This is a genomic window from Clostridium sp. CS1-1 (genome assembly GCF_056135525.1).
The window spans coordinates 4,123,430-4,146,388 of record NZ_CM148680.1; the positions used below are offsets into that span (position 1 = coordinate 4,123,430).

A 22,959-nucleotide genomic window follows, 5' to 3' on the forward strand; every position below is an offset into this window, starting at 1 on the left:
GATATTCTATTAAATGAAGCTTAGATAGAATTATTTCACGGAACTTTTATCTATAACTTATGACTGGGAAGGAGATTTAATTATGCATAGAGAAAGTAAGAAAGAAACAAAACATTCCAGTAATAAACCTAAAAAACCAGAAGTTATTTACGAAGAAGAAATGATGAAACAGCCCCCACAAAGCGCTTTAGATGTTGATAGAGTTAGTAATAGAGGTCATTAATTCATATGAAAAGAGGTACCCGTTTTATGGTACCTCTTCTTTATTAATCTATTTACTTAGAATATTCTACTGACATTTTAGAACTGCCCGTAGTTATATTTTTAGTGGTTAATTTTTTAATTTCAATCAATAAAAATATACCAGTTAAAATTGATGATAAAAAGTCAGAAATTGGTGCTGCCATCCATACTCCATCCAGTTTAAACATATTAGGTAAAATTAAAAGCATAGGTATCAAAACAATTACCTGCCTTAATAATGCTAAGAACATTGAAACCTTAGCTTTACCAATCGCCTGAAAGAAGTTTGAACTAACAATTTGGAATCCTATTACAGGAAACATTATCATAAATATTTTCATTCCGTGTACAGTTATAGCTGTCAAATTCGCATCTGATTTATTAAACATATTTACTAAAAGATTAGGGAACATATGGACAGATATTGTACCTATTGTTGATATTGCTGTAGCTGATAAAGCTGCTAGTATTAAAGCCTTTTTCACACGCTCATGCAATTTAGCACCATAGTTAAATCCTATGATAGGCTGTGATCCTTGATTTATTCCGAATATCGGCATTAAGAATATTGTAGCTATACTATTTATTATTCCAAAAGCACCTATAGCAAGGTCTCCACCATAAGCAGCAAGGCTATTATTTAAAATAATATTAACTGCACTTGCCGCAATTTGCATGGCAAAAGGTGACATTCCTATTGCAAATATGCTTAATACTATTTCTTTCTCAAGCTTAAAATTTTCTACTTTAAGCTTCAATAAACTATTTTTACCTCTAAAATACGAAACTACCCATACAGTATTTATAGCTTGTGAAATGACTGTCGCTGTAGCCGCTCCTCTGATACCAAAATGGAAAACATAAATAAAAATATAATCTAAAACAATATTTACTATACAACCGATGAGCATAGTCATCATAGCTTTTTTAGGATTTCCCTCTGAACGAATAATATTATTCAACCCAAAACCAACATTTTGCAGCACAGCTCCTGCTAATATTATCGTAATAAACTCCTTAGCATAAACTAAGGTGTTGTCACTAGCTCCAAATAATCTTAACATAGGATTTAAAAATACTAATCCTAAAACTGAAACAAGCAAGGAAACTATAATAAGTAAAATAAATGCATTACCAAGTATTTTTTCAGCCTCCTCTTGCTTATGTTGTCCTAACTTTATAGATATACGTGCTGCTGCTCCTATACCTACAAGCATTCCAAAGCCCATAATTATAATGCCTATAGGGAAAGTAAGACTCACCCCCGAAATAGCCATCGCCCCTACAACTCTTCCTATAAACACTCTATCTATTACTATATATAGAGAGTTAACCAACATTCCAACAATAGCTGGAATAGAGAATTCAACTAGTAATTTCCCAATACTTTGTTCTGCTAATTTTTGTGAACGATTCATAAAACTCCTCCTCGAATCTATAAAATAAACATTTTTCACTTTGGATAATTTCTAATTCATATTCAAGCATCTCACCAATTTACTTAGCCACCTAAATAATCACTCGCATTATTTTATACTAGTAGATTCAAATTGTCAACCTAATCAAAATTCTAAACTTGTAACAATAATTAAATAAATTTGTAATAAATCTTTCATATTTTTGTCATCAAATTGTCACAAAATAAACTTATTATAAAAGCAGTAGCTTTAAACAAATCAAATTCAGGAGGAATATTTATGGATAATTTTAATAATGACAATTTTGACAAAGTAAATATAAATAGTAACAATCAAGAAACAACGGAAATACTTTATACAAATCCAGTTATAACTACAGATTATGTTAATGTTAAAAATTCAGTTCCAGGCAAAAAAGGTGGAAGAAAAAGACTTTTATCTTACGTAGTTGTAGGACTACTTTGCAGCGTAGTTGGGGGAGCAGCTTCAACAGCAGCTTCATTATATTTACTACCTAAGTCTGATCTCTTTAAAAGTACACCTCTATATCAAAGTATGTCAGAAAATAGAAGTGAATCAACATATTTCAAGGCTTCACCAATGTCAACAGTGTCTGGTTCCCTTTCCGTCTCCGAAATAGCTAAAAAAGTAGGTCCAGCAGTTGTCGGCGTATCTGTTACAAGCCAAAATAGTTCCAACTATTTTGGGGGATCTCAAAATCAAGAAGGTATGGGTTCTGGAATAATAATTAGCGATGAAGGTTATATACTTACAAACTATCATGTTATAGAAGGTGCAAATAAAATAAGTATTATCTTAAACAATAAAAAAGAGATTCAAGCTAAGGTTATAAACTATGATGCTGATTTAGATTTAGCTGTAGTTAAGGTAACTGAAAATGTTAAGATGCCTGCAGTGGCTGAACTCGGTAGTTCTAAAGATATGCAAGTCGGAGATCCTGTAGTAGCCATAGGAAATCCTTTAGGTAAGGAACTCTTAGGTTCTGTAACTACTGGTGTAGTAAGTGCTACAAATAGAGAAATTAAAGTAGGTAATGTAACTCAGACACTACTTCAAACTGATGCTGCCATAAACCCTGGAAATAGTGGTGGAGCTTTAGTTAACTCTGCTGGTCAAGTAATTGGTATAAATAGCGCGAAAATGGGTGGAGATGGCGTTGAAGGGCTCGGATTTGCAATACCTATGGATATTGTAAAACCCAAAATTGATAGTCTTCTAAAACCAATTCTAAAAATTGGAATTGCAGGAAGAGACATAACCTCAGATATGGCGAAACGTTACAACATACCAGTAGGAGTTTATGTTGCTCAGGTAGAAGAATTTAGTGCTGCTGAGAAATCTGGCCATCAAACTGGTGATATAATACAAAAGTTTGATGGCAAACCAGTTGAATCCGTTAACGATATAAATAAAATAAAAGCTAATCATAAATCTGGTGATGAAATAAAGGTTGATATATTTAGAGATGGAAAAAGCAAAACACTAACTCTAAAGTTGTCAGATTAATGAGTCTTTAAAGCGTAATTACTAATAGTAATAGTAAAATTCAATTGACCGTCTCTCCCCTATAATTATTATAAAAATAGAGAAAAAAGCCTCAAATTTCAAAAGGGCTTTTTTCTCTATTTTCACATACTTAAAACCAATATCTATGTTGTTTTAAAATATCTATGAAGGCAATCCATATTCATCTCTACTATATTTAACTAATTCTTTTCCTTGTTTTTTTAGCTCCTTATTTCTTAAGTACCTATTGTAACTATCAGAATAAGTATTTAAAACATCTCTTATTATCCCACTATCTCTCTTACTAAATTTATATTCTCTAAGTATCTTCATAAGATCATAGAAATTTTCAATTTTGTTGCTTAGACCTCCCTCAAAGTCCCTGATTGACAAAACATTTTCGCTTCTCTTAAGTAGCTTTACAATCTCATCTTTTAAAATTAAACAGATTTCGTTAATTAGTGATAGGTAGTATTTACTCTGTGGTTCTATCTTATCTCCAGATATTTGATAAGGTTTACTACTCTCATTGAAAATAGGCTTTTCATCTCCACTTTGAATTAAGCCTCTTTCCTCTTCCGTCAATCTGTAAACTTCAAATAAAATGTGGTTACTTTTCTCTATGCAAATACGCAACTCTTCTTCTAACTTTTCTTGTTCATTTTTAACTTTTTTATACTCTTCTAAAATCTTCGTATAATTATTATGTTTAATTACCTTACCAAACTCAATATTCTTTATTTGATTTTTTAAATATATTACTTTTTTAATAAGTTTTGCGTATTGTTCACTATTTAAGATGTCATTATTTATAGGTATTTTTTCTACATCGTAGTGCTGTATATATGGATATGCATATGGGTTAGTTATTAGAGAATTTTTAAAATAAAAGTTTGATATAACCGATTGTATCTGTCCTAATAAACTATATACCTGACTTTCACTAAACGGTATAATCATATACACTGATTGTTCCGCTAAAAAACCTTTTTCATCTATACTAGCGACAATATTATTACCAGTTTTTCTTAATAGGATTTTAGGAAACATGTTGTGTTTTTGAAGATTTTTAGTCCCACCAAATATCTCTAAACCATCAAGAAAGCAAACTCTATCTTCATTTCCAATTATATATTCATCTAAATCTCTTCCTACAACTATCCCGTTTTTAAATTCATTAGTATTAGCTAATTTAAAATTACTATTTTTATCTTTTATCATCATTCCTACATGAATATTACAAAAGTTTTTCAACTCCAAGGAATTGCTTTTTATTTTTTGAACTATACTTTTATAATCATTTTTTGTAAGAATATTTAAAACGGATTTTTCATCTCTTGCTATATCCTTTTGCAATATCTCACTATGACAAAAGTTATTCTCATTAATATAATCCAATTTTAAATCTATTCTATGATCTTCTTTACATTTATTATTTTCTACAATATATACCGCTGTCCCTACAATTGCTTCTTCAAATATTTTACTTGAAAATTGAGTAACACTTAGTATCGTAGTATTTTTAAATAAGTTAACCCTAGATTTAACATAGCTACTAGTAAGAAAATATCTATCCGGAATTATGAATCCATGCATTCCTCCAGGTTTCAGCTTTTCTAAACTTCTCTCCATAAGCATATAAAATGTATTTTTTTTATACCCTAAGGTTTTATAGTTGTCTAATATATACTGCCAGTAATATTCCTCCATACCTGACTTAAGTAACATAACATAGGGTGGATTTCCTATTATATAATCAAATTTATTGCTCCAAAATCTACTTAAGTTAAATATTCTACTGCAGATATTTTCTTCGTTTGAGTTAAGATTTGGATTGTAATGATGATATTTTTTCAACATGTTATTTAAAACTATAGATTTATCACAAAAGTCAGCCTCTTCCCACCTTATAAGACTATCACACTGTACTATGTTTTTACTTAAATCTATTTTTTTACTATGTTTTCCTAGAAGGCTTTTCTTAGTGATATTTACTGCCATAGGATCTAGGTCAGCACCATATAAACAATTTGTTAAAATATGATATTGTAGGTTTTCTTCGACCCAATAATCTATTCCTTTTATTTCCTTGGAATTATAATTCCTGTTTTCATTATTTACAATATATTCTTCATTAACATCTTCAATATAATAAACTTCATCTGCATATTCTTTTCTAAGTATATGTAAATTATTTTTAAACTTATCCTTTAGTAGATTATAAGCCTTAGTTAAAAAATATCCAGCCCCACAGGCTGGATCAAGTACCTTTACAAATGGATTCTTCAATACATCTGCTTTAGAAACTGTGTTTTTTAATATGTAATCTACTATAAAGTCCGGAGTGTAAAACATTCCAATAGACTTTCTAATTTCTTTATCTGTTATTTTTTCATACTCCGCCCCTAGAATATCTTCATCTTTAATTAAGTTTTCTTCAGCCATAAAATCTGTCCTCCAAAAGCTATAATTACTAATTCCGATTAACTGCTTTATTTTTATAAGCATATATATAAAATGCTAGACATAACAGTACCCCAGATAAACTAATTAGTTGAGCAACTCTTATACTTCCTAACATTAAACTATCAGTTCTTAGTCCTTCTATGAAAAATCTACCTATAGAGTATAAACCAATGTATGCAAATATAACAGTTCCCTTTTTCGCTGTCCTTCTTAGTAAATAAACAAGTATTAAGCAAACGCAAAGATTCCATATTGACTCATATAGGAAAGTGGGGTGATAAAACTCTCCATTTATAAACATTCCTTTTTGTATGAACAACGGAAATTTTTGCATAAACTCATATGATACGGGGCCTCCGTGTGCCTCACCATTGAAAAAGTTTCCCCATCTTCCTATCGCCTGACCTAATATTAAAGAAGGAGCTGCTATATCAGCCATATATAAAAAGTCAAGTTTCTTACGCCTTGTATAAATATAAGCTGCTGCTAACCCAAATAAAACTCCCCCGTGAATTGCAAGTCCTCCTTGTCTTATATTAAACATATCAATAAGGTTATCTCTATAATCATTAAATTGAAATATAACATAGTATGCTCTTGCCCCTAGAATGGAAAAAGGAAAAGCTATTAAAAATGTATCTAAAAGTTTATCAAAATCAAAATTCTTAACTTTAGAATTATAACTAGCTAATAAAAGTGCTGCAATAACTCCTAGCGCAATAATTATTCCATACCATCTAATATCAAATCCACCTATTGAAAAAGCTATTGGATTCATTTAATTCACATCCTTCCTTTATTTTCATATAATAACCATTATACCATTAAGTAATATTATTTAAAATAAAAAAGACTTTCAGTTTTAACTAGTTAACTGAAAGTCTTTTTATTTAGAATATATTATGCTGCCTCTAGTAACTCTTCATCTTTGCTAGTGCTTTTTTTAGCAGATTTAAACATTAAAACTGAAGTATAAAGTATTACTAGTACAACTATCCACTTTAGGGTACCAAGAGGTAATGATTTAACAAGATAAGCTGCAATTAACACACCTACAGACCCTAATATAGTTATAGCTATTGATCCTTTAGATGAATACGCTCCACTCTTAATAAATTTATAAGAAGAGAAAGGTAGTAATACTGCACAGGATCCCATCATTATAGGAAATGCTGCTGTAGGTCCCATTCCTAAAGCAAATATAAGTGCCATACATGGCGCATATAAACCTATACCTACTGTCATTATTGCTCCAAAAACAAAATTTCCTATTATTCCAACTATGAGTTTAGTTCCTGTAAGCCCTAAAGCCTCTCCCCCTACAGGGAAAAGTTTTAATTGTCCTGCAACCATAATTGCTGCTACAGCAAGAAGGGCCATCCCCATAACAAGCTGAATTGTTTTTTCTTTAAATTTTGAAACAACTTCTGCTCCGACTAAAGCTCCAACAACCGCAGCTGCAAGCATGCTGAAAAGTGTAACAGGGTCAACTTCAATTACAGTCATAAATATTAGTGCTTCAATTATTGTTGGAATTGTACATCCAACATTTAAGGTTCCAGGAATCTTCCTATCTTCTACAACATTAAAAGTTTTAAAAAGTGAAGTTTCAATTGCGAAGCTTCCTATTCCTAACGTATCAAAAAAATTAGCTATCATTCCTATAATACCTAGCTTAGCAAAGCTATCTTTCTCAAGGGTGTTATTACTCTTTCTTTTCATATAATCTTTAACAAGTAAGAATAAGAACCAAGCACCACTTAGAACCATAAATCCTAATACAACTTTTAGCATAATATTACTCCATTCTCCATAATATATTATATTTCATGTTATCCTTTACAACGCTATATCATTTTATAACATAGATTGGACTTTTTCAATGTAAATTAAAATATTATCAAACTTTATCACCGATTTACTACAATAAACTAGTGACAAAGTTTGATAGTATTCTTTATTATTAGATAAAAACAAAACCATCAGGCGTTTACCTGATGGTTTTGATGGTATATATGCGACTAAGTCTATAAGCCGAGTTCTGTATTTGACAATCATCTATCTAGGCCTAACGTTACCATTAGGCTCAAGCGATACACCCGGAAGCGGGACGGGCAGCCCCATAATGCTTCCCTATTCGATCTTGCTCCAAGTGGGGTTTACATAGCCGCAAAGTCGCCAATGCGCTGGTGAGCTCTTACCTCGCCTTTCCACCCTTACCGAAACCAGTTTCGGCGGTATATCTCTGTTGCACTTTCCTTCAGGTCACCCTGACTGGGTATTACCCAGCACCCTGCCCTACGGAGCTCGGACTTTCCTCTCCTGTGTCTCCACAGCAGCGATTGTCTGGCTTACTCGCAGATACTATAATATCACAGTGCATGTAAAAATGCAAATAAAATATTTTCCAAAAATAGTTTTATTTGAACTTGTAAGGATTTCTACTAACTCCCGATACTAATACAGAATTGTTAAATCCCTTAGATTTGAGAGTATCTTCTAACCATTTGCCCACTAGTTTCATTGCAGGCCATTCAGTATCAAAATGACCTGCGTCGATAACTGCGATACCTTCTTCATTAAAATCACTTACATAGTGGTATGTAGTATCTCCAGTTATTATACAGTCCGCTCCTAACCGTCTAGCTTCGTTAAAGTAATCCTGACCGCTACCATTAATAACAGCAACTTTTTTTACTTTCATAGAATCGTTGCCGGAATACCTAAGAAAAGGTATGTTTAACTTTTCCTTAACCTTTTCACACATTTCTCCTAAGGTTACAGCCTCATCCAATTCAGCAATTCTCCCTATTCCAGTAGAACTGTCATTGTCTCTTCTCTTTTCTGAAAGTTCTATGGTTGAATACTTATTAAACCCTATAAGTTCCATAATAATTTCATTTATTCCGCCTTTTACAGAATCAAGATTAGTATGACTAGAATAAACATTAATGCTATTTTTAATAAGGTCTATAATTTTCTTTCCAAGAAGAGTATCTGTGGTTATATTACTAGGCTTTCTAAATAGCAATGGATGATGAGTTAAAATAAGATTACACTTCTTTTGTTTTGCTTCCTCTATTACATCTAACGTACAGTCTAATGCAATTAGTATTGAAGTTATCTCACACTTTTTATCTCCCACCATAAGTCCAACGTTATCATAACTCTCTTTAAATCTTGCTGGAGCATGTTGTTCCATAATTTTATCAATATCTTTTACCATTAAAGGCATTGCTTTAATTCCTCCAACCTCTTAATTTTATCTTTAAGTTCATTCTTTCTTCTCTCAGCTGACTCAGTATTATCTCTTATATTATTATGTATTTCCGAATAACGTCTGATCTTATATTCTATAAATTCTTTTATAAGAGGATGCTTTTCGTCTAATAGCTTCTTTCCTATTTCATAATATATGCCATCAACCTCTTTAACTTCGCTTCCATACCTTACTTTTAATATTTCATAGAACCTACTATCATCAATACATAATTCCTCATCTACTATTGTGTATCCATTCTTATAAATATATTCTCTTAAAACCTCTGGATTTTGAACTGGTTGAAGTATAACAAACTCTGCTTCTTTAAATATATTCAACCTTTCCTCTATAATATCTCTTATAAGATTACCACCCATACCGGCAATAACTATACCCTGCACTTCCCCTTGGTTTACAGTAGTAAGCCCTCCCCCTAACCTACAATCTATCTTATCTTCTAAATCTTCAATTCTAATATTAAATCTTGCTTTTTCAACTGGCCCTTTATTAATATCCGAAGCAATCGCTCTATTACAAACATTGTTTTTAATTAAATATATAGGAATATACCCATGGTCCGTTCCTATATCCGCTACACATTCACACTTATCAACCATTTCAGCAATAGTCTTAAGTCTTAAACTAAGTTCCATATCTCATTCTCCATTCTATTCACTATCTAAATGTTAGTAAAATCCTAAATTGAATAAACAAAAAAGTTATGGATATAATTAATGCTACATACATAAACTTATAGGATGACTTTTTATCGTATTTTGCACAAAAATAGGCGGCATAATACATACAGAATATAATCCCCATATTTAGTAATCCATAAACCATTTGTTTAAATGCAAATTGCTTCCCAGTTCCAAACTGCATAGCAACGAAGTTAGAGTTAAAATTCAAAGGCATCATAGCTGGAAGTCTATCGTATAAGTATAATATTATTGGGTTCAATGTAATTATTAAGGAAATTATACCCACGCAAATAAGTGGAATAAAAAACTTTCTATCTTTATACAGATTAATATCCTTGTTTACTTTATACTCCCAATTTAAAGGATTTATACTTTTCTCATTTAACTCTTTTTCGAATGCTTCAAATTCTTCTGGCGACAAGCCATAATTAATATCATCTGTCTTTATATAAATAATATTCTCTGTAGAAGTTACAAACATATATGCGCTTCCTATCTTTTCAATAACAGCCCTTCCAATAGCAAAATGATTCTTACCATAACCGGATAACTTCACGCCCCTTATATGACCTTCAGCCTTCTTATATCCTTGTATACTGCTAAATGGTATTATTATATTCTTAACTCCAAAACTACTCTTAATATATATATTATTATTATCCATAGAATAGCTTAAAGAGGTAGCAATAATTACATAATAAAGCTGATATATATTAAAAACAACAATTACTATTTTTAAGATACTTGAAATTTCATAAGAATCTACCATAAATGATAGGACTACAAATAAAATATTATATAATACGCTTACACCTACTATAGAGTAGATTGCTTGCCCTTTTATTGACTTATACTTTTTCACATCATCACCTTCCTCTATACATTATAGCATAATTTACATCAATTATTAATCACAATGAAAATATGATGGAAAATTTTACATATAATAAAAGCACCATGTATAGGTGCTTTAGTCTAAGTAATCTTTTAATTTTTTACTTCTGCTTGGATGTCTAAGTTTTCTTAAAGCCTTCGCCTCGATTTGTCTTATTCTTTCTCTTGTAACATTAAACTCTTTACCTACTTCTTCAAGAGTTCTAGCTCTTCCATCATCTAATCCAAATCTTAGTCTAAGAACTTTCTCTTCTCTTGGAGTTAATGTGTCTAAAACATTTATAAGTTGTTCTTTCAACATAGTGAAAGCCGCAGCTTCTGCTGGAGCTGGTGCATCATCATCTGGAATAAAGTCTCCAAGATGACTATCCTCTTCTTCCCCTATTGGTGTTTCTAATGACACAGGTTCCTGAGCTATTTTCATTATTTCTCTTACCTTATCAACTGGCATTTCCATAATCTTAGCAACTTCTTCTGGCTGAGGTTCTCTTCCTAGTTCTTGTAGAAGCTGTCTTGAAACTCTTATTAACTTATTTATAGTTTCAACCATATGTACTGGTATTCTTATTGTCCTTGCCTGGTCTGCAATTGCTCTAGTAATTGCCTGCCTTATCCACCATGTAGCATAAGTACTAAACTTAAATCCTTTACGATAGTCAAATTTTTCTACCGCTTTGATAAGTCCAAGGTTACCTTCTTGAATTAAGTCAAGAAATAGCATTCCTCTTCCAACATATCTTTTTGCTATACTTACTACAAGTCTTAAATTAGCTTCTGCAAGCTTCTTTTTAGCTGCTTGGTCTCCCTCTTCAATTCTCAAAGCCAATTTAGTTTCTTCATCTGATGATAGTAGTGGCACTTTACCAATTTCTTTTAGATACATTCTTACAGGGTCATCTATAGCAATTCCTTCAGGAATACTTAAATCTAAATCTCTTTCATCAGTTTCTACTTCTTGCATATCTCCAATAACTTCAATTCCCATAGACTCAAGTACTTCATATATCTTTTCTATTTGCTCTGGACTTAAATCTATCTCATCTAATTCATCCATTATTTCTTTATAAGTCAAAGTGCTGCTTTTTTTACCTTTTTCAATTAGCTTTTTAACTATCTGCATTTTCGCACTTTTATCTTTCATTTTGTTACCTCCTTCAACCGCCATTACTGTATCCCACCAATCTTTTTTTGTATTTCTATAAGCTGCTGTGCTAACTTTGAAAATTCTTCAAGGTTTCCTTCGGATTCACACTTTTTTATTCTATTCATAATATCTTTTTTAGACTCCTCTAATTTATACTTTTTTATACCTTTTATATACCCATTTACTATAGATTTAAAATCATTATTATCATAAATCAAATCAGTATCTAAAATACTAACCCATTCTTTTGAGACATCTATATTATCACATCTTGATTCTATATGTTTTTTTCTCTCGTCTTCTTCACAATCCATATTTTGAACAATATAATCATATATTTTTTTATGACTTTCTAAAACTAACTCATCTCTATCTATATTATGTACAGCATATTTAAGTGCTTCTGTATGTTCTATCATAACCTTCAAAAGACCTCTCTCTGCCTTTAAATATGCAGGTTCTAAATATAATTTTTGTCCAAAACCCCTATCTATATTCACATTTTCATCTTTTTTTACATTTTTTTGAATTTTATTGTTTATTATATCATATAGTGCCTGATCTCTTATTCCAGTTTCCTCTGATAATTTCTTTATGTAAAGTTCTTTCTCAATAGGATCGAGGTCAACTATTATTTCTAAGGCACCTTCGGCATACTTCACTACTTCATTAGCATTTTTTAAGTCGATTCCTTCTCTAGTCATTTTAATTTTATAATCTATAAGTGGAATAGCATCATTAATAAGTTTAACAAAGGCTTCTTTTCCATTATTTCTTATAAATTCATCAGGGTCTTTTCCTTGTGGAACGCTTAAAACCCTTACATCTAATCCAACCTGCTTAAGTACGTCTAACCCTCTTAGCGTAGCCATTTGGCCAGCAGTATCAGCATCATAGGATATAATAACTTTGTCTGCATATCTTTTCATTAGCTTAGCTTGATTTATTGTAAGAGCAGTTCCAAGTGAAGCAACGGCATTAGTAATACCATGTTGATGAAGTGATATACAATCCATATAACCTTCTACAATAATGAACATTCTAGAGTTATTGCTTTTAATAGCAAAATTTAAGCCATAAAGATTTGTTCCTTTTTTAAATATAGAGGTTTCTGGTGAATTTAGATACTTGGGTTTTGAATCATCTAAAACCCTTCCTCCAAATCCAATGACCTTACCTCTATAGTCAAACACTGGAAATATAATTCTATTTCTAAACCTGTCATAGTAAGAATCTTTTTGGCTTTTAATTATTAAACCACCTGTAATCATATCTAATTCAGTATAGCCTTTTCTTTTTAAATGCTTTAGTATACTATCCCAGCTAGCTACTGAATATCCAAGCCCGAATCTTCTTATAGTTGTTTCTGTTATTCCTCTATTTAACAAGTATTTTTTTGCAGTAACATTCTGTTGTAAACAGTTAAAAAAGTATCTAGCCGCCTCAACATTTAATGTATATAATTTCTCAAAACTGTTATTGCCATCCCTACCTTTATTATCATCTAATTCTAAATCAATATTAGCTTTATCTGCTAAAACCTTTAAAGCCTCAGGAAAAGTCAAATTTCGGGTTTTCATAACAAAGGTTATAACGTTACCCGCTTCTCCACAGCCAAAACATTTATAGATTTGCTTATCTGCAGATACACTAAAAGATGGTGTTTTCTCATGATGGAATGGACATAATCCTGAGTAATTTCTACCTGCTCTTTTTAATTTTACACTTTCAGATATAATATCCACTATATCACTTTCTTCTTTTACCTTTTGAATGACATCTTCCGATATCAATAACTACTCCCACCTATCCTTATTTATATTTATTACACTTAATTTATTAAACTTAATATTATACTAGAACTTAATATATTCGACATAAATTACTATATTCCTTCTTTAAATCTGAATATATTTCTTTTTTATGATATTTTCTTAACCTAATATATATATTCTTTACAAACATAAAATATCCTTCAAAAATATTTTTTTTACTCATTTGTTTTAATTATGGATTCTAAAAGAATGCACATTGACTATTTTACCCATTTACTATGAAAAATTATTCCTAATAAATCACTATTTTAGGAACATATATACTATTAAATTGTAATAAGCAATAGTCATCACTCATTCCAGATATATAATCTGCAACACCTCTATATAGACCTTCCTCTTCTACAATGCCTAAATATAACTCTGGCATTTTTTTAGGATTTTTAACAAAGTAATTAAAAACTTGCTCTAATATAAATTTCGCTTTATCTCTTTCTATTTTAAGTACTGTGCCCATGTATATATTTTTAAACATAAAATCTCTTAATTCTGCAAGGGAGCTTCCTATTTGATCACTGAGTAAGACTTTAATAATTCCTTTACTTATATTGTCCAAAGTGTTATAAATACAATCCCTAACCAATGTATCCACTCTATCACTATGGTTTTTTCCTAGTATCTCCATCGACTTTATCGGTAGCTGATCCTCTTTTAGAAGGCCAGCCCTAATAGAATCATCTATATCATGGTTCACATATGCAATCTTATCGCTATATCTTACAACCTGGCCCTCTAGCGTAGAAGCCTTAGAGCAATCATTAGAAAAACCACTATGATGTAATATACCGTCTAAGACTTCCTTCGTAAGATTCAAACCTTTCCCTTGTTTTTCTATTTTAGTCAAAACTCTAATACTATTTTCATTATGCCTGAACCCCCCAGGTAGAAGTTTATCTAGAACTTCTTCTCCATTATGTGCGAAGGCTACATGCCCTATGTCGTGTCCCATAGCTATTGCCTCTATCAAATCTTCATTAAGTCCTATTCCTCTTCCTATGGTTTTTGCTATTTGAGCTACTTCCAGAGTATGTGTAAGCCTTGTTCTATAATGATCCCCCCAAGTTTTTATATAAACTTGCGTTTTATGTTTTAGTCTTCTAAATGACTTGCTGTGTATTACCCTATCTCTATCTACCATAAAAGCTGTTCTTACTTCATCTGCTTCTTCTTCAATTCGCCTTCCTCTTGAATTTGAAACAAATGTCGCTTGCTGTATTAATATTGACTTTTCTCTTTGTTCTATTTTTTCTCTAATAATCATATATATCACCTTTTAAAATTATTCTATAAAGATATTTAAAACTCCTTTTTTTATCTATAATGTATATTATAAAAACTTATTTAATATTATTATATGGAAATAGCTTTTTAGGGAGTGTTGATGTTGCCTTATCCCGCTAAGGAATATAATCTAGACCTATTATCTGAAGAAAATGTAAAAAAATACGTACTTCCAGAATATAGCCTTGAACAAGCAGAAATAAGCAGAGTTAAGTTCAAGGATACTGATAAACAAAGAGCCGTGTATAAAGTAGATTACTTAGGAGAAACTTATTGTTTAAAAAAGGTCTATTTTTCAAAGCAAGATCTTCTATTTGTTTATTCTGCTGTAGAGTGGTTATTTAGAAGTATGATAAATACTCCTAAGATCCTCCCTACAAACCAAAGAGGAAGATTTGTAGAATATAATAATATGCTATTTATATTAACTCCTTGGATAGATGGGAAAAAGTGTAGTTACGATAATAGAGAGCATGTTATTAATTCTATTACCAATTTAGCGCGTATGCATAATTCAGGAGAAAATTTTATACCTATATCAGGAAGTAGCATACGTAAAAGCTATGATAATTTATCTAATTCTATAAACAAGCACTTTGAGCAGCTTCTTTCTTGTTCAAATTTAGCTTTTAAACACGGTGACAAATTTTCAAAGACGTTTTTACAACACTTTGATACTAACTCACTATTGGCTCAAGTTTCTGCACAGGTGTGTTCTACCGTAAATATGAAAAATTTAAGCTCTTCTTTATGTCACTTAGATTATGTAAATAAAAATATAATTTTTGATGAGAGTGACAATCTATGGGTAATAGATTTTGATAAGTGCAGTATGGATTATTGTACCCACGACATATCTTATTTCTTAAGAAGACTTTTAAAAAGAGAAACTACTAATTGGGATTTACAACTTACTTTAGATTGTTTAAACGCATATGAAAAAATTCATCCTTTAAATTTAGATGAATATAAGTATATTCTTGCTTATCTCTCTTTCCCTCAAAAGTTCTGGAAAATATCAAGAGACTATTATAATAACATCAAAAAGTGTAATCATAATTCATTCTTGTACTTATTAAAAAAAGCAGTAGATAAAGATATATATCATTTAAATTTTGTACTCCAACTTGGAAAACATATTGAGGATAAATTTGATTGTATAATAACCTAATAATCAAGAAGTAAGTGATGAGGCTAACTCTCCCTTTAACATAGGAGAGATCAGCCTCATTTTCTGTCGATATAATTACCTAAGTATACCTTCGAGATTATCTAAAATACCCCATATAAAATATTCATACGGCTTTGTAAATGAACCAAAAGTTAAAACAGTCGGTTATCTCCCGACTGTTTTAACTTTATTATTTTCGTGGATTTTTAATCTGAGCTTGAGCAGCAGCAAGTCTCGCAACTGGAACTCTAAATGGCGAACAAGATACATAGTCTAGTCCAACATTATGACAGAATTCGACCGAAGACGGATCTCCACCATGCTCTCCGCATATTCCAAGATGAATATCTGGCCTTGTCTGTTTTCCAAGTTCAGCAGCCATTTTAACAAGCTTCCCTACTCCTACTTGGTCTAGTTTTTGGAATGGATCAAATTCGTATATCTTATTATCATAGTAATCTTTCAAGAACTTACCTGCATCATCTCTTGAGAAGCCAAAAGTCATCTGTGTTAAATCATTTGTTCCAAAGGAGAAGAATTCGGCCTCCTTAGCTATCTCATCAGCTGTAAGAGCTGCCCTTGGTATTTCTATCATTGTTCCTACTAGATATTTTAATTCTAATCCTTCTTTTCCTATTACTTCTTCTGCTGTTGAAACAACTATATCTTTAACAAATTTCAACTCTTTCAACTCACCAACAAGCGGTATCATTATCTCAGGAACTATATCATATCCCGTTCTTCTCTTAACATCTATAGCAGCTTCTATGATGGCTCTAGTTTGCATTTCAGCTATCTCTGGATACGATACAGGCAGACGACATCCTCTATGCCCCATCATTGGGTTAAATTCGTGTAAGGACTCAACAGTCCCCTTTAAATCTTCAAAAGTTAATCCCATCTCCTTAGCTAAGTCCTTGATATCTTCATCTACTTGTGGTAAAAACTCATGTAGTGGTGGATCTAATAATCTTATAGTTACTGGCCTGTCTTCCATAGCCTCATAAATTCCAATAAAGTCTTCCCTTTGCATTGGTAGTAACTTATTTAATGCTCTTCTTCTCTGCTCTTCTGTCTTTGAAACAATCATTTCTCTAACTGCTGGAATTCTTTCTTCATCAAAGAACATATGCTCAGTTCTACATAGTCCAATACCTTCAGCTCCAAACTTAATGGCATGTTCAGAATCTCTTGGTGTATCAGCATTAGTTCTAACTTTTAATGCTCTTATCTCATCAGCCCAAGCCATAAATGTTCCAAAGTGTCCACTTATTTCAGGTTCAACAGTTTTAATTGCATGACCGTAGACATTCCCAGTACTTCCATCAAGTGAAATGTAGTCGCCCTCATGATATACTTTGCCACCTGCTTCAAATGTGCCAGCATCCTCGTTAACTCTTATATCTCCGCACCCTGCAACACAACAGGTCCCCATACCTCTAGACACAACTGCTGCATGAGAAGTCATACCACCTCGAGCTGTAAGTATCCCTTCTGCTGCCACCATTCCTTCTATGTCCTCAGGAGATGTTTCACGCCTTACTAGTATTACCTTTTCACCTTGTTCATGATGTTCCTTTGCTGATTCCGCAGTAAAGTAAACCTTGCCACAAGCTGCCCCAGGTGATGCAGGAAGACCTTTAGCTATAACTTGAGCATTTCTCAGCTCTTTTTGATCAAAATTTGGGTGCAAAAGTGAGTCTAATTGTTTTGGATCGACCTTTAGTACAGCTTCTTTCTTTGTAAGAAGTCCTTCTTCAACTAAATCAACAGCAATTTTCAATGCGGCCTGAGCCGTTCTTTTTCCGTTTCTTGTTTGCAAGAAATATAATTTGCCCTGTTCTATAGTAAATTCCATGTCTTGCATATCTCTATAGTGAGTTTCTAATCTCTGTGCTATTTCCATAAATTCTTTATAGCATTCTGGTAAGTCCTGTTGCAATCTGGATATTGGATGAGGTGTTCTTATTCCGGCAACAACATCTTCACCTTGAGCATTTATTAAATATTCACCGAATATAAGTTTTTCTCCAGTAGCAGGATTTCTGGTAAATGCAACCCCTGTTCCTGATGTTTCTCCCATATTACCAAATACCATTGATTGAACGTTAACAGCTGTTCCCCAATCTCCCGGAATGTCATTTAGTCTTCTGTAGACTATAGCCCTTGGGTTATCCCATGATCTAAATACAGCTGTTACAGCTTCTAACAGTTGTTCTTTTGGATCTAGTGGAAAGTTCCTCCCCATTTCTTTTTGATAAAGAGCTTTGTATTTTATAACAATATCTTTTAAATCTGATGCAGCTAAATCTGTGTCAAACTTAACTCCTTTAAGCTCCTTTGCTCCATCTAGAATATCTTCAAATTTTCTCTTTTCTATTCCCATTACAACATCTGAAAACATTTGAATAAATCTTCTATAAGAGTCATAGGCAAATCTCTCATTATTTGTTAGCTTACTTAAAGCCTCTACAGTATCATCATTTAAGCCTAAATTTAATATAGTATCCATCATCCCAGGCATAGAAACTCTTGCCCCTGATCTAACAGAAACAAGTAGAGGGTTATCTACACTACCAAACCTTTTTCCAGTCATGTGCTCTATGTTTGCTAGAGATTCATAAACTTGATTTACAATCTCATCTCCTAGTTTTTTTCCATCTTCATAATATTTTGTACAAGCTTCAGTGCTCACTGTAAATCCTTGTGGAACAGGTATGCCTAAGTTTGTCATCTCTGCTAGGTTTGCTCCTTTTCCCCCAAGCAAGTTTTTCATAGAAGCATTGCCCTCGCTAAAAAGATAAACATACTTTTTACTCACCATAAATAAACATCCCCTTTTTACTTTACAGATTTTGTTTATGTTAACGGATATTGATCCGTTTACCTAACCTGGTTATTTTCCCCCATTTTAACAAATAATCTTGTAATGTTAGTTTTAGAGACCTTTCCTACTATTTTTAAAGCTTCCTTATTACCATTAAATCCTTTTTCAACCACTGGAAGACTATCAACTTCATGCTCCATAATTCTTTGTGCTGCCAAATATGCAGTATCTTCTTTTTCTACATATACTATATTAGGCATCCTAGTCATTATTATGCCTACAGGAACTTTATGCATGTCAGTTCCACCCATCGCCATCTTTAAAAAGTCTTTTCTCGAAACAGCTCCAGTAAGTATTCCATTACTTTCTATGAATAGAGTACCTACATCATTTAAAAATAGGTGTACTATAGCATCATATACTGTAGTATTTTCATCTACCATAACCGGTTTAGACATTATATCTTCTACCCTGATATTTCTTATATAATCATAAATTAAGCTGTAAGAGGGCTTTTGTGAATATATATATCCTACCTTCGGTTTTGCTTCTAATATACCTGTCATTGTTAAGATAGCTAAATCTGGTCTTAAGGCGGCCCTAGTAACACCTAATTTTGTAGCTAATTGCTCACTTGTTATTGGCTCATGCTCCTGTACGAATCTAATTATTTGCTCTTGTCTTGGTGATAATTTAATAGTGTTCACCCTCCCTCTTTATCTATAGTAAAGCTGTATAGCACTTTTTCACATCCTATATCTAGCTTAACGTTATTATACCATTATATATTAATATATAGTATAGCATTTTCCTATAATTTTCTTTAAGCTTTGATGAAAATAACCATAATATTAAATACTTATAATTTTATATTTAGTTTTTTCGACCAAGAAAATTACAAGATAGTTTATATGACCTGAAAACTATTCAATAAATTCTTCACTTGTATTATATATTCTATTTTTAATATTTATAATTATGTTATTTACTTATATTTAGCACAAAATTTCAAGTAATATATAAGCCAAATTTATTCATCTAAATTAAAACAAGTTTTGTTGTAAAACATCGTTGAATTAATACTCTAATTGAATCTTGAATAGGGTCATTATTAGAAAACACAGAAAAGCCAGCACTTAATTATTATATGCTGACTTTAAGATAAAAATTACACTTTACTATTCATTACCATCATTGCTCTTATTTTTATCATCCCTATCGTCCATGTCAATGTCTTCAAATTTAACTGTGTATTGATATGTGTTTTGTTCTTCTTTTCTATCATCTTTATTAACAAACTTATCTTTAACAGAAGATGCAGCATCAAAAACCTTTTCTTTTACATCTTTCATAGTTTCTTTTACATCATTAACACCATCTTTTACACCAGTTCTTATTATTTTGTTTACAACTTCAACAGTTCCATCATTCTTAGTGATTTCAATAGTAACATTAGTTACTACTGCTGTCAAAATACCAATAGCAATAAGAGGTGGCCATATTAATGCTGTTAAGGTTGCTGCAATACCAGCGTTTACAGGTATGTCAACTATAACTTTATCTTCTTTCTTTATTCTTATTCTATTTACATTCCCTTTATTCACTAAATCCTTAAGCCAAGTAAAAAACTCTTCTTTTGAGGTGTACATATTATTCATGGTTGATTTTTGATTTTGTTCAATGTGTATTAATGCATCTACTACATTTCCGTCACAAGCCTCTAATGCCTCTTTTGCTTCTGTATAACTAGCACCAGTTCTCTCTCTTATAATATCAATTTTTTCTAATGTAATTTCATTCATTTTCTTCACTCCTTTTTATTAATATGTGTAGAACTTGATTTTATTTTCTTTTGAGTTAACCTAAACATTATTTTCTGTAAACGTTGTTAAGCAATTAAGTGTATCTAGGCTTTTGGGTTTTCTAAAATAGTTTTGTTCGATGAATAAAGATAGCGCTTTATAGAGTTCCTTCTTAATCTCCTTTGATAGTGTAACTCTATATACATTTTCTAAAGGTACTTTAGATAGATATTTAAGTGCATTATACGCTGAATAATTTATGTATACCCCATTTATCCTTTGGCAGTCATTACATACGCCTCCTAGATATTGGATACTTATATAATTAGATGTATTTATCTTCTTTCTACAGCTAGAACAGTACTCTAAATTTAAATCATAACCTGTAGATTTCAGAACTTTTATTTCAAAAGCCCGTGCCAAGGTCTCTATATCCACAGCATTATTTTTCATAAGATAAAATGCTGTAACTAAATATCTAAAAAGATCTCTATTACTTTCTTCATCCTGCATAGCTATATCCACTAGTTCACAAAAATATGATGCATAAGTTAATAAATCTAAATCACTTATTAAATCTTGAAATGAATCAATTATAGTACTTTCATTTATTATATAAAGACTTTTACCCTTAAATACTACATAATCACCGTAACAAAATTGCAATGTCGTAGAAAAAAGATTACTTCTATTTTTTTTTGCACCTTTAGCGATAGTAGATATTTTCCCTAACTTTTCACTAAAGAGCCAAACAAGTTTGTCTGATTCTTTTATGTCTTGAGTTTTAATTACTACAGCTCTAGTTTTAAATGTAGACAGAAAAACACCCCCCAATGAAGTGAAACTCGAATCAAAGAGACTTTATCCCAACTGACTCTTATTAATGACTAGCTCTCGGGGAAAATTGGCAATGGAGAATGGAACTCTCAATTACCACTCCCCATTACATTCATAGTATGCCCTGATTCTGAAATATGTTTCTATAAACTTTTATTTTTAATAAGTTTTTTAGTTCTATAAATACTATTTATATCCTAACTCTTTTAAAAGGTTAGGACTATCTCTCCATTCCTTTTTAACCTTGACCCAAAGTTCTAAGTAAACTCTAGCATTTAAAAACTTCTCGATATCCTGTCTTGAATAAGTAGAAATCTTTTTAAGCATAGCTCCATTTTTGCCTATTATTATTCCTTTGTGAGAGTCCTTTTCACATAAAAGAGTGGCATCTATATGGTAAATACCCTTTTCATCTTTTTTCATTCCTAGTATTTCAACTGCAATACCATGAGGCACTTCTTGTGATAAAAGTCTAAGGGCTTTTTCTCTTATTGTCTCTGCCACAATAAATCTTTCTTGTTGATCTGTAATCATATCTTCTGGATAATATTTTGGTCCTTCTGGAATATACCTTATCATAAGATTTTTAAGTTCATCTAAGTTCTTTCCATTAATAGCAGATATAGGTATAATCTCTGCAAAGTCAAATACCTCTGAGTAGTTTTTTAGTGTTTCAGCTACCTTCTCTGCTGGATTTTCATCAATTTTATTTAAAACTAAGAATACAGGAACACCACACTCTTTTAATTGTTCAAGAATGTACATATCCCCTTTTCCAACTTCCACTTCTGGTGTAGTTAAAAAAAGTACTACATCCACTTCCTTAATTGAATCCTGTGCCACCTTAACCATATACTCTCCTAGTCTATGTTTAGGCTTGTGAATTCCTGGTGTATCTACAAACACCATCTGGTATTCCTCTTCAGTAAGTATAGTTTGTATATTATTTCTTGTGGTTTGAGGCTTACAAGATACTATTGATAACTTTTCTCCCATTATTGCATTTAATAGGGTTGACTTTCCGACATTAGGCCTTCCTATAATTGTCACAAATCCTGATTTAAACATAAATTCTCTCCTTACTTTTGTAAATCTTTTTTTGTAAAAGCTCCTGGTAAAATTTCTTCTAATGTGTATACTTTATATTCATCTTCGCTTTTAGCAATTATTATTTTTATATCTTCTGCAGCAAACTCTGCTATTACCTGTCTACAAATACCACATGGGTATGTATAATCATTTTCTATACCGACCACTGCAATAGCTTTTATATTCTTATGTCCTTCTGATACTGCTTTAAATATAGCAGTTCTTTCAGCACAATTTGTAGCTCCATAGGATGCATTTTCTATATTGCAGCCTTCATATATGCTTCCATCTTCAGTTAAAATGGCCGCTCCTACTTTAAAGTTAGAATAGGGTACATATGCAGTTTTTCTACCTTCTAAAGCTCTAGAAACTAATAATTTATAATCCATTCTAATTCCTCCACAAACAATTATTAACCTGCCTAAAGTAATTATATCCTAAGCTACGTAAATAAATTATAGC

General features: G+C 31.6%; 19 protein-coding genes and 1 other RNA gene. 3 read left to right on the forward strand and 17 right to left on the reverse strand.

Annotated elements, in window-relative coordinates; genetic code table 11:
• Positions 1-82: 82 nt before the first annotated feature.
• Positions 83-223: a hypothetical protein gene (locus AC0N0V_RS19375; RefSeq protein ID WP_474460421.1), complete on the forward strand. Its 141-nt coding sequence runs from the start codon at positions 83-85 to the stop codon at positions 221-223.
• A gap of 52 nt (positions 224-275) precedes the next feature.
• On the opposite strand, the gene AC0N0V_RS19380 is transcribed toward AC0N0V_RS19375, so the two are convergent.
• Entirely contained in the window at positions 276-1,661 is a 1,386-nt protein-coding gene (locus AC0N0V_RS19380) for an MATE family efflux transporter (protein WP_474460422.1), read from the reverse strand.
• 279 nt (positions 1,662-1,940) lie between these two features.
• Here AC0N0V_RS19380 and AC0N0V_RS19385 point away from each other — a divergent pair, with 279 nt between their 5' ends.
• Positions 1,941-3,188: a S1C family serine protease gene (locus AC0N0V_RS19385; RefSeq protein WP_474460423.1), complete on the forward strand. Its 1,248-nt coding sequence runs from the start codon at positions 1,941-1,943 to the stop codon at positions 3,186-3,188.
• 162 nt (positions 3,189-3,350) lie between these two features.
• On the opposite strand, the gene AC0N0V_RS19390 is transcribed toward AC0N0V_RS19385, so the two are convergent.
• From AC0N0V_RS19390 to AC0N0V_RS19435, 10 genes are all read right to left on the reverse strand, one after another.
• On the reverse strand, positions 3,351-5,633 hold the full coding sequence (locus AC0N0V_RS19390) for an N-6 DNA methylase family protein (protein WP_474460424.1): 2,283 nt from the start codon (positions 5,631-5,633) through the stop codon (positions 3,351-3,353).
• A gap of 28 nt (positions 5,634-5,661) precedes the next feature.
• Entirely contained in the window at positions 5,662-6,432 is a 771-nt protein-coding gene (lgt, locus tag AC0N0V_RS19395; RefSeq protein WP_474460425.1) for a prolipoprotein diacylglyceryl transferase, read from the reverse strand.
• Positions 6,433-6,554: 122 nt separating this feature from the next.
• Positions 6,555-7,448: a TSUP family transporter gene (locus AC0N0V_RS19400; protein WP_474460426.1), complete on the reverse strand. Its 894-nt coding sequence runs from the start codon at positions 7,446-7,448 to the stop codon at positions 6,555-6,557.
• Between the two features lie 220 nt (positions 7,449-7,668).
• Positions 7,669-8,012, reverse strand: an RNA gene (rnpB, locus tag AC0N0V_RS19405) — RNase P RNA component class A.
• A 61-nt stretch (positions 8,013-8,073) separates the two neighbouring features.
• On the reverse strand, positions 8,074-8,889 hold the full coding sequence (locus tag AC0N0V_RS19410; protein WP_474460427.1) for a Nif3-like dinuclear metal center hexameric protein: 816 nt from the start codon (positions 8,887-8,889) through the stop codon (positions 8,074-8,076).
• The gene (locus AC0N0V_RS19415; RefSeq protein WP_474460428.1) at positions 8,880-9,569 is read right to left on the reverse strand and encodes a tRNA (adenine(22)-N(1))-methyltransferase; all 690 of its coding nucleotides are present in this window, start codon (positions 9,567-9,569) and stop codon (positions 8,880-8,882) included. Before AC0N0V_RS19415 ends, AC0N0V_RS19410 begins: the two co-directional genes overlap by 10 nt.
• A gap of 22 nt (positions 9,570-9,591) precedes the next feature.
• Positions 9,592-10,479, reverse strand: coding sequence for a PH domain-containing protein (locus tag AC0N0V_RS19420; protein ID WP_474460429.1), 888 nt, complete (start codon positions 10,477-10,479; stop codon positions 9,592-9,594).
• Positions 10,480-10,587: 108 nt separating this feature from the next.
• Positions 10,588-11,676: an RNA polymerase sigma factor RpoD gene (rpoD, locus tag AC0N0V_RS19425; RefSeq protein WP_474460430.1), complete on the reverse strand. Its 1,089-nt coding sequence runs from the start codon at positions 11,674-11,676 to the stop codon at positions 10,588-10,590.
• Positions 11,676-13,448, reverse strand: coding sequence for a DNA primase (gene dnaG, locus AC0N0V_RS19430; RefSeq protein WP_474460431.1), 1,773 nt, complete (start codon positions 13,446-13,448; stop codon positions 11,676-11,678). The genes rpoD and dnaG overlap by 1 nt, the downstream gene beginning before the upstream one ends.
• A 274-nt stretch (positions 13,449-13,722) precedes the next feature.
• On the reverse strand, positions 13,723-14,751 hold the full coding sequence (locus AC0N0V_RS19435; RefSeq protein ID WP_474460432.1) for a deoxyguanosinetriphosphate triphosphohydrolase: 1,029 nt from the start codon (positions 14,749-14,751) through the stop codon (positions 13,723-13,725).
• 123 nt (positions 14,752-14,874) lie between these two features.
• On the opposite strand from AC0N0V_RS19435, the gene AC0N0V_RS19440 reads away from it, so the two are divergent.
• Positions 14,875-15,942: a CotS family spore coat protein gene (locus AC0N0V_RS19440; RefSeq protein ID WP_474460433.1), complete on the forward strand. Its 1,068-nt coding sequence runs from the start codon at positions 14,875-14,877 to the stop codon at positions 15,940-15,942.
• A gap of 190 nt (positions 15,943-16,132) precedes the next feature.
• On the opposite strand, the gene ppdK is transcribed toward AC0N0V_RS19440, so the two are convergent.
• The 6 genes from ppdK to AC0N0V_RS19470 all read right to left on the reverse strand — a co-directional run bounded on the left by ppdK (position 16,133) and on the right by AC0N0V_RS19470 (position 22,886).
• Positions 16,133-18,766, reverse strand: a complete 2,634-nt coding sequence (gene ppdK / locus AC0N0V_RS19445) for a pyruvate, phosphate dikinase (protein WP_474460434.1) — start codon at positions 18,764-18,766, stop codon at positions 16,133-16,135.
• 59 nt (positions 18,767-18,825) lie between these two features.
• A complete protein-coding gene (ccpN, locus tag AC0N0V_RS19450; RefSeq protein WP_474460435.1) occupies positions 18,826-19,476 on the reverse strand; it encodes a transcriptional regulator CcpN in 651 nt (216 codons plus the stop codon).
• Between the two features lie 471 nt (positions 19,477-19,947).
• On the reverse strand, positions 19,948-20,571 hold the full coding sequence (locus tag AC0N0V_RS19455) for a DUF4342 domain-containing protein (protein WP_474460436.1): 624 nt from the start codon (positions 20,569-20,571) through the stop codon (positions 19,948-19,950).
• 60 nt (positions 20,572-20,631) lie between these two features.
• Entirely contained in the window at positions 20,632-21,405 is a 774-nt protein-coding gene (gene recO, locus AC0N0V_RS19460; RefSeq protein WP_474460438.1) for a DNA repair protein RecO, read from the reverse strand.
• A gap of 189 nt (positions 21,406-21,594) precedes the next feature.
• A complete protein-coding gene (era, locus tag AC0N0V_RS19465) occupies positions 21,595-22,476 on the reverse strand; it encodes a GTPase Era (RefSeq protein ID WP_474460440.1) in 882 nt (293 codons plus the stop codon).
• Between the two features lie 11 nt (positions 22,477-22,487).
• Positions 22,488-22,886, reverse strand: coding sequence for a cytidine deaminase (locus AC0N0V_RS19470; RefSeq protein ID WP_474460442.1), 399 nt, complete (start codon positions 22,884-22,886; stop codon positions 22,488-22,490).
• Positions 22,887-22,959 lie beyond the last annotated feature (73 nt).

Coding starts and splice junctions, on each gene's coding strand:
- AC0N0V_RS19380 (WP_474460422.1), bottom strand. CDS start 1,661: ATGAATCGTTCACAAAAATTAGCAGAACAAAGTATTGGGAAATTACTA.
- AC0N0V_RS19375 (WP_474460421.1), top strand. CDS start 83: ATGCATAGAGAAAGTAAGAAAGAAACAAAACATTCCAGTAATAAACCT.
- AC0N0V_RS19390 (WP_474460424.1), bottom strand. CDS start 5,633: ATGGCTGAAGAAAACTTAATTAAAGATGAAGATATTCTAGGGGCGGAG.
- AC0N0V_RS19435 (WP_474460432.1), bottom strand. CDS start 14,751: ATGATTATTAGAGAAAAAATAGAACAAAGAGAAAAGTCAATATTAATA.
- AC0N0V_RS19400 (WP_474460426.1), bottom strand. CDS start 7,448: ATGCTAAAAGTTGTATTAGGATTTATGGTTCTAAGTGGTGCTTGGTTC.
- AC0N0V_RS19415 (WP_474460428.1), bottom strand. CDS start 9,569: ATGGAACTTAGTTTAAGACTTAAGACTATTGCTGAAATGGTTGATAAG.
- lgt (WP_474460425.1), bottom strand. CDS start 6,432: ATGAATCCAATAGCTTTTTCAATAGGTGGATTTGATATTAGATGGTAT.
- ppdK (WP_474460434.1), bottom strand. CDS start 18,766: ATGGTGAGTAAAAAGTATGTTTATCTTTTTAGCGAGGGCAATGCTTCT.
- AC0N0V_RS19410 (WP_474460427.1), bottom strand. CDS start 8,889: ATGCCTTTAATGGTAAAAGATATTGATAAAATTATGGAACAACATGCT.
- AC0N0V_RS19385 (WP_474460423.1), top strand. CDS start 1,941: ATGGATAATTTTAATAATGACAATTTTGACAAAGTAAATATAAATAGT.
- AC0N0V_RS19470 (WP_474460442.1), bottom strand. CDS start 22,886: ATGGATTATAAATTATTAGTTTCTAGAGCTTTAGAAGGTAGAAAAACT.
- AC0N0V_RS19455 (WP_474460436.1), bottom strand. CDS start 20,571: ATGAATGAAATTACATTAGAAAAAATTGATATTATAAGAGAGAGAACT.
- era (WP_474460440.1), bottom strand. CDS start 22,476: ATGTTTAAATCAGGATTTGTGACAATTATAGGAAGGCCTAATGTCGGA.
- rpoD (WP_474460430.1), bottom strand. CDS start 11,676: ATGGCGGTTGAAGGAGGTAACAAAATGAAAGATAAAAGTGCGAAAATG.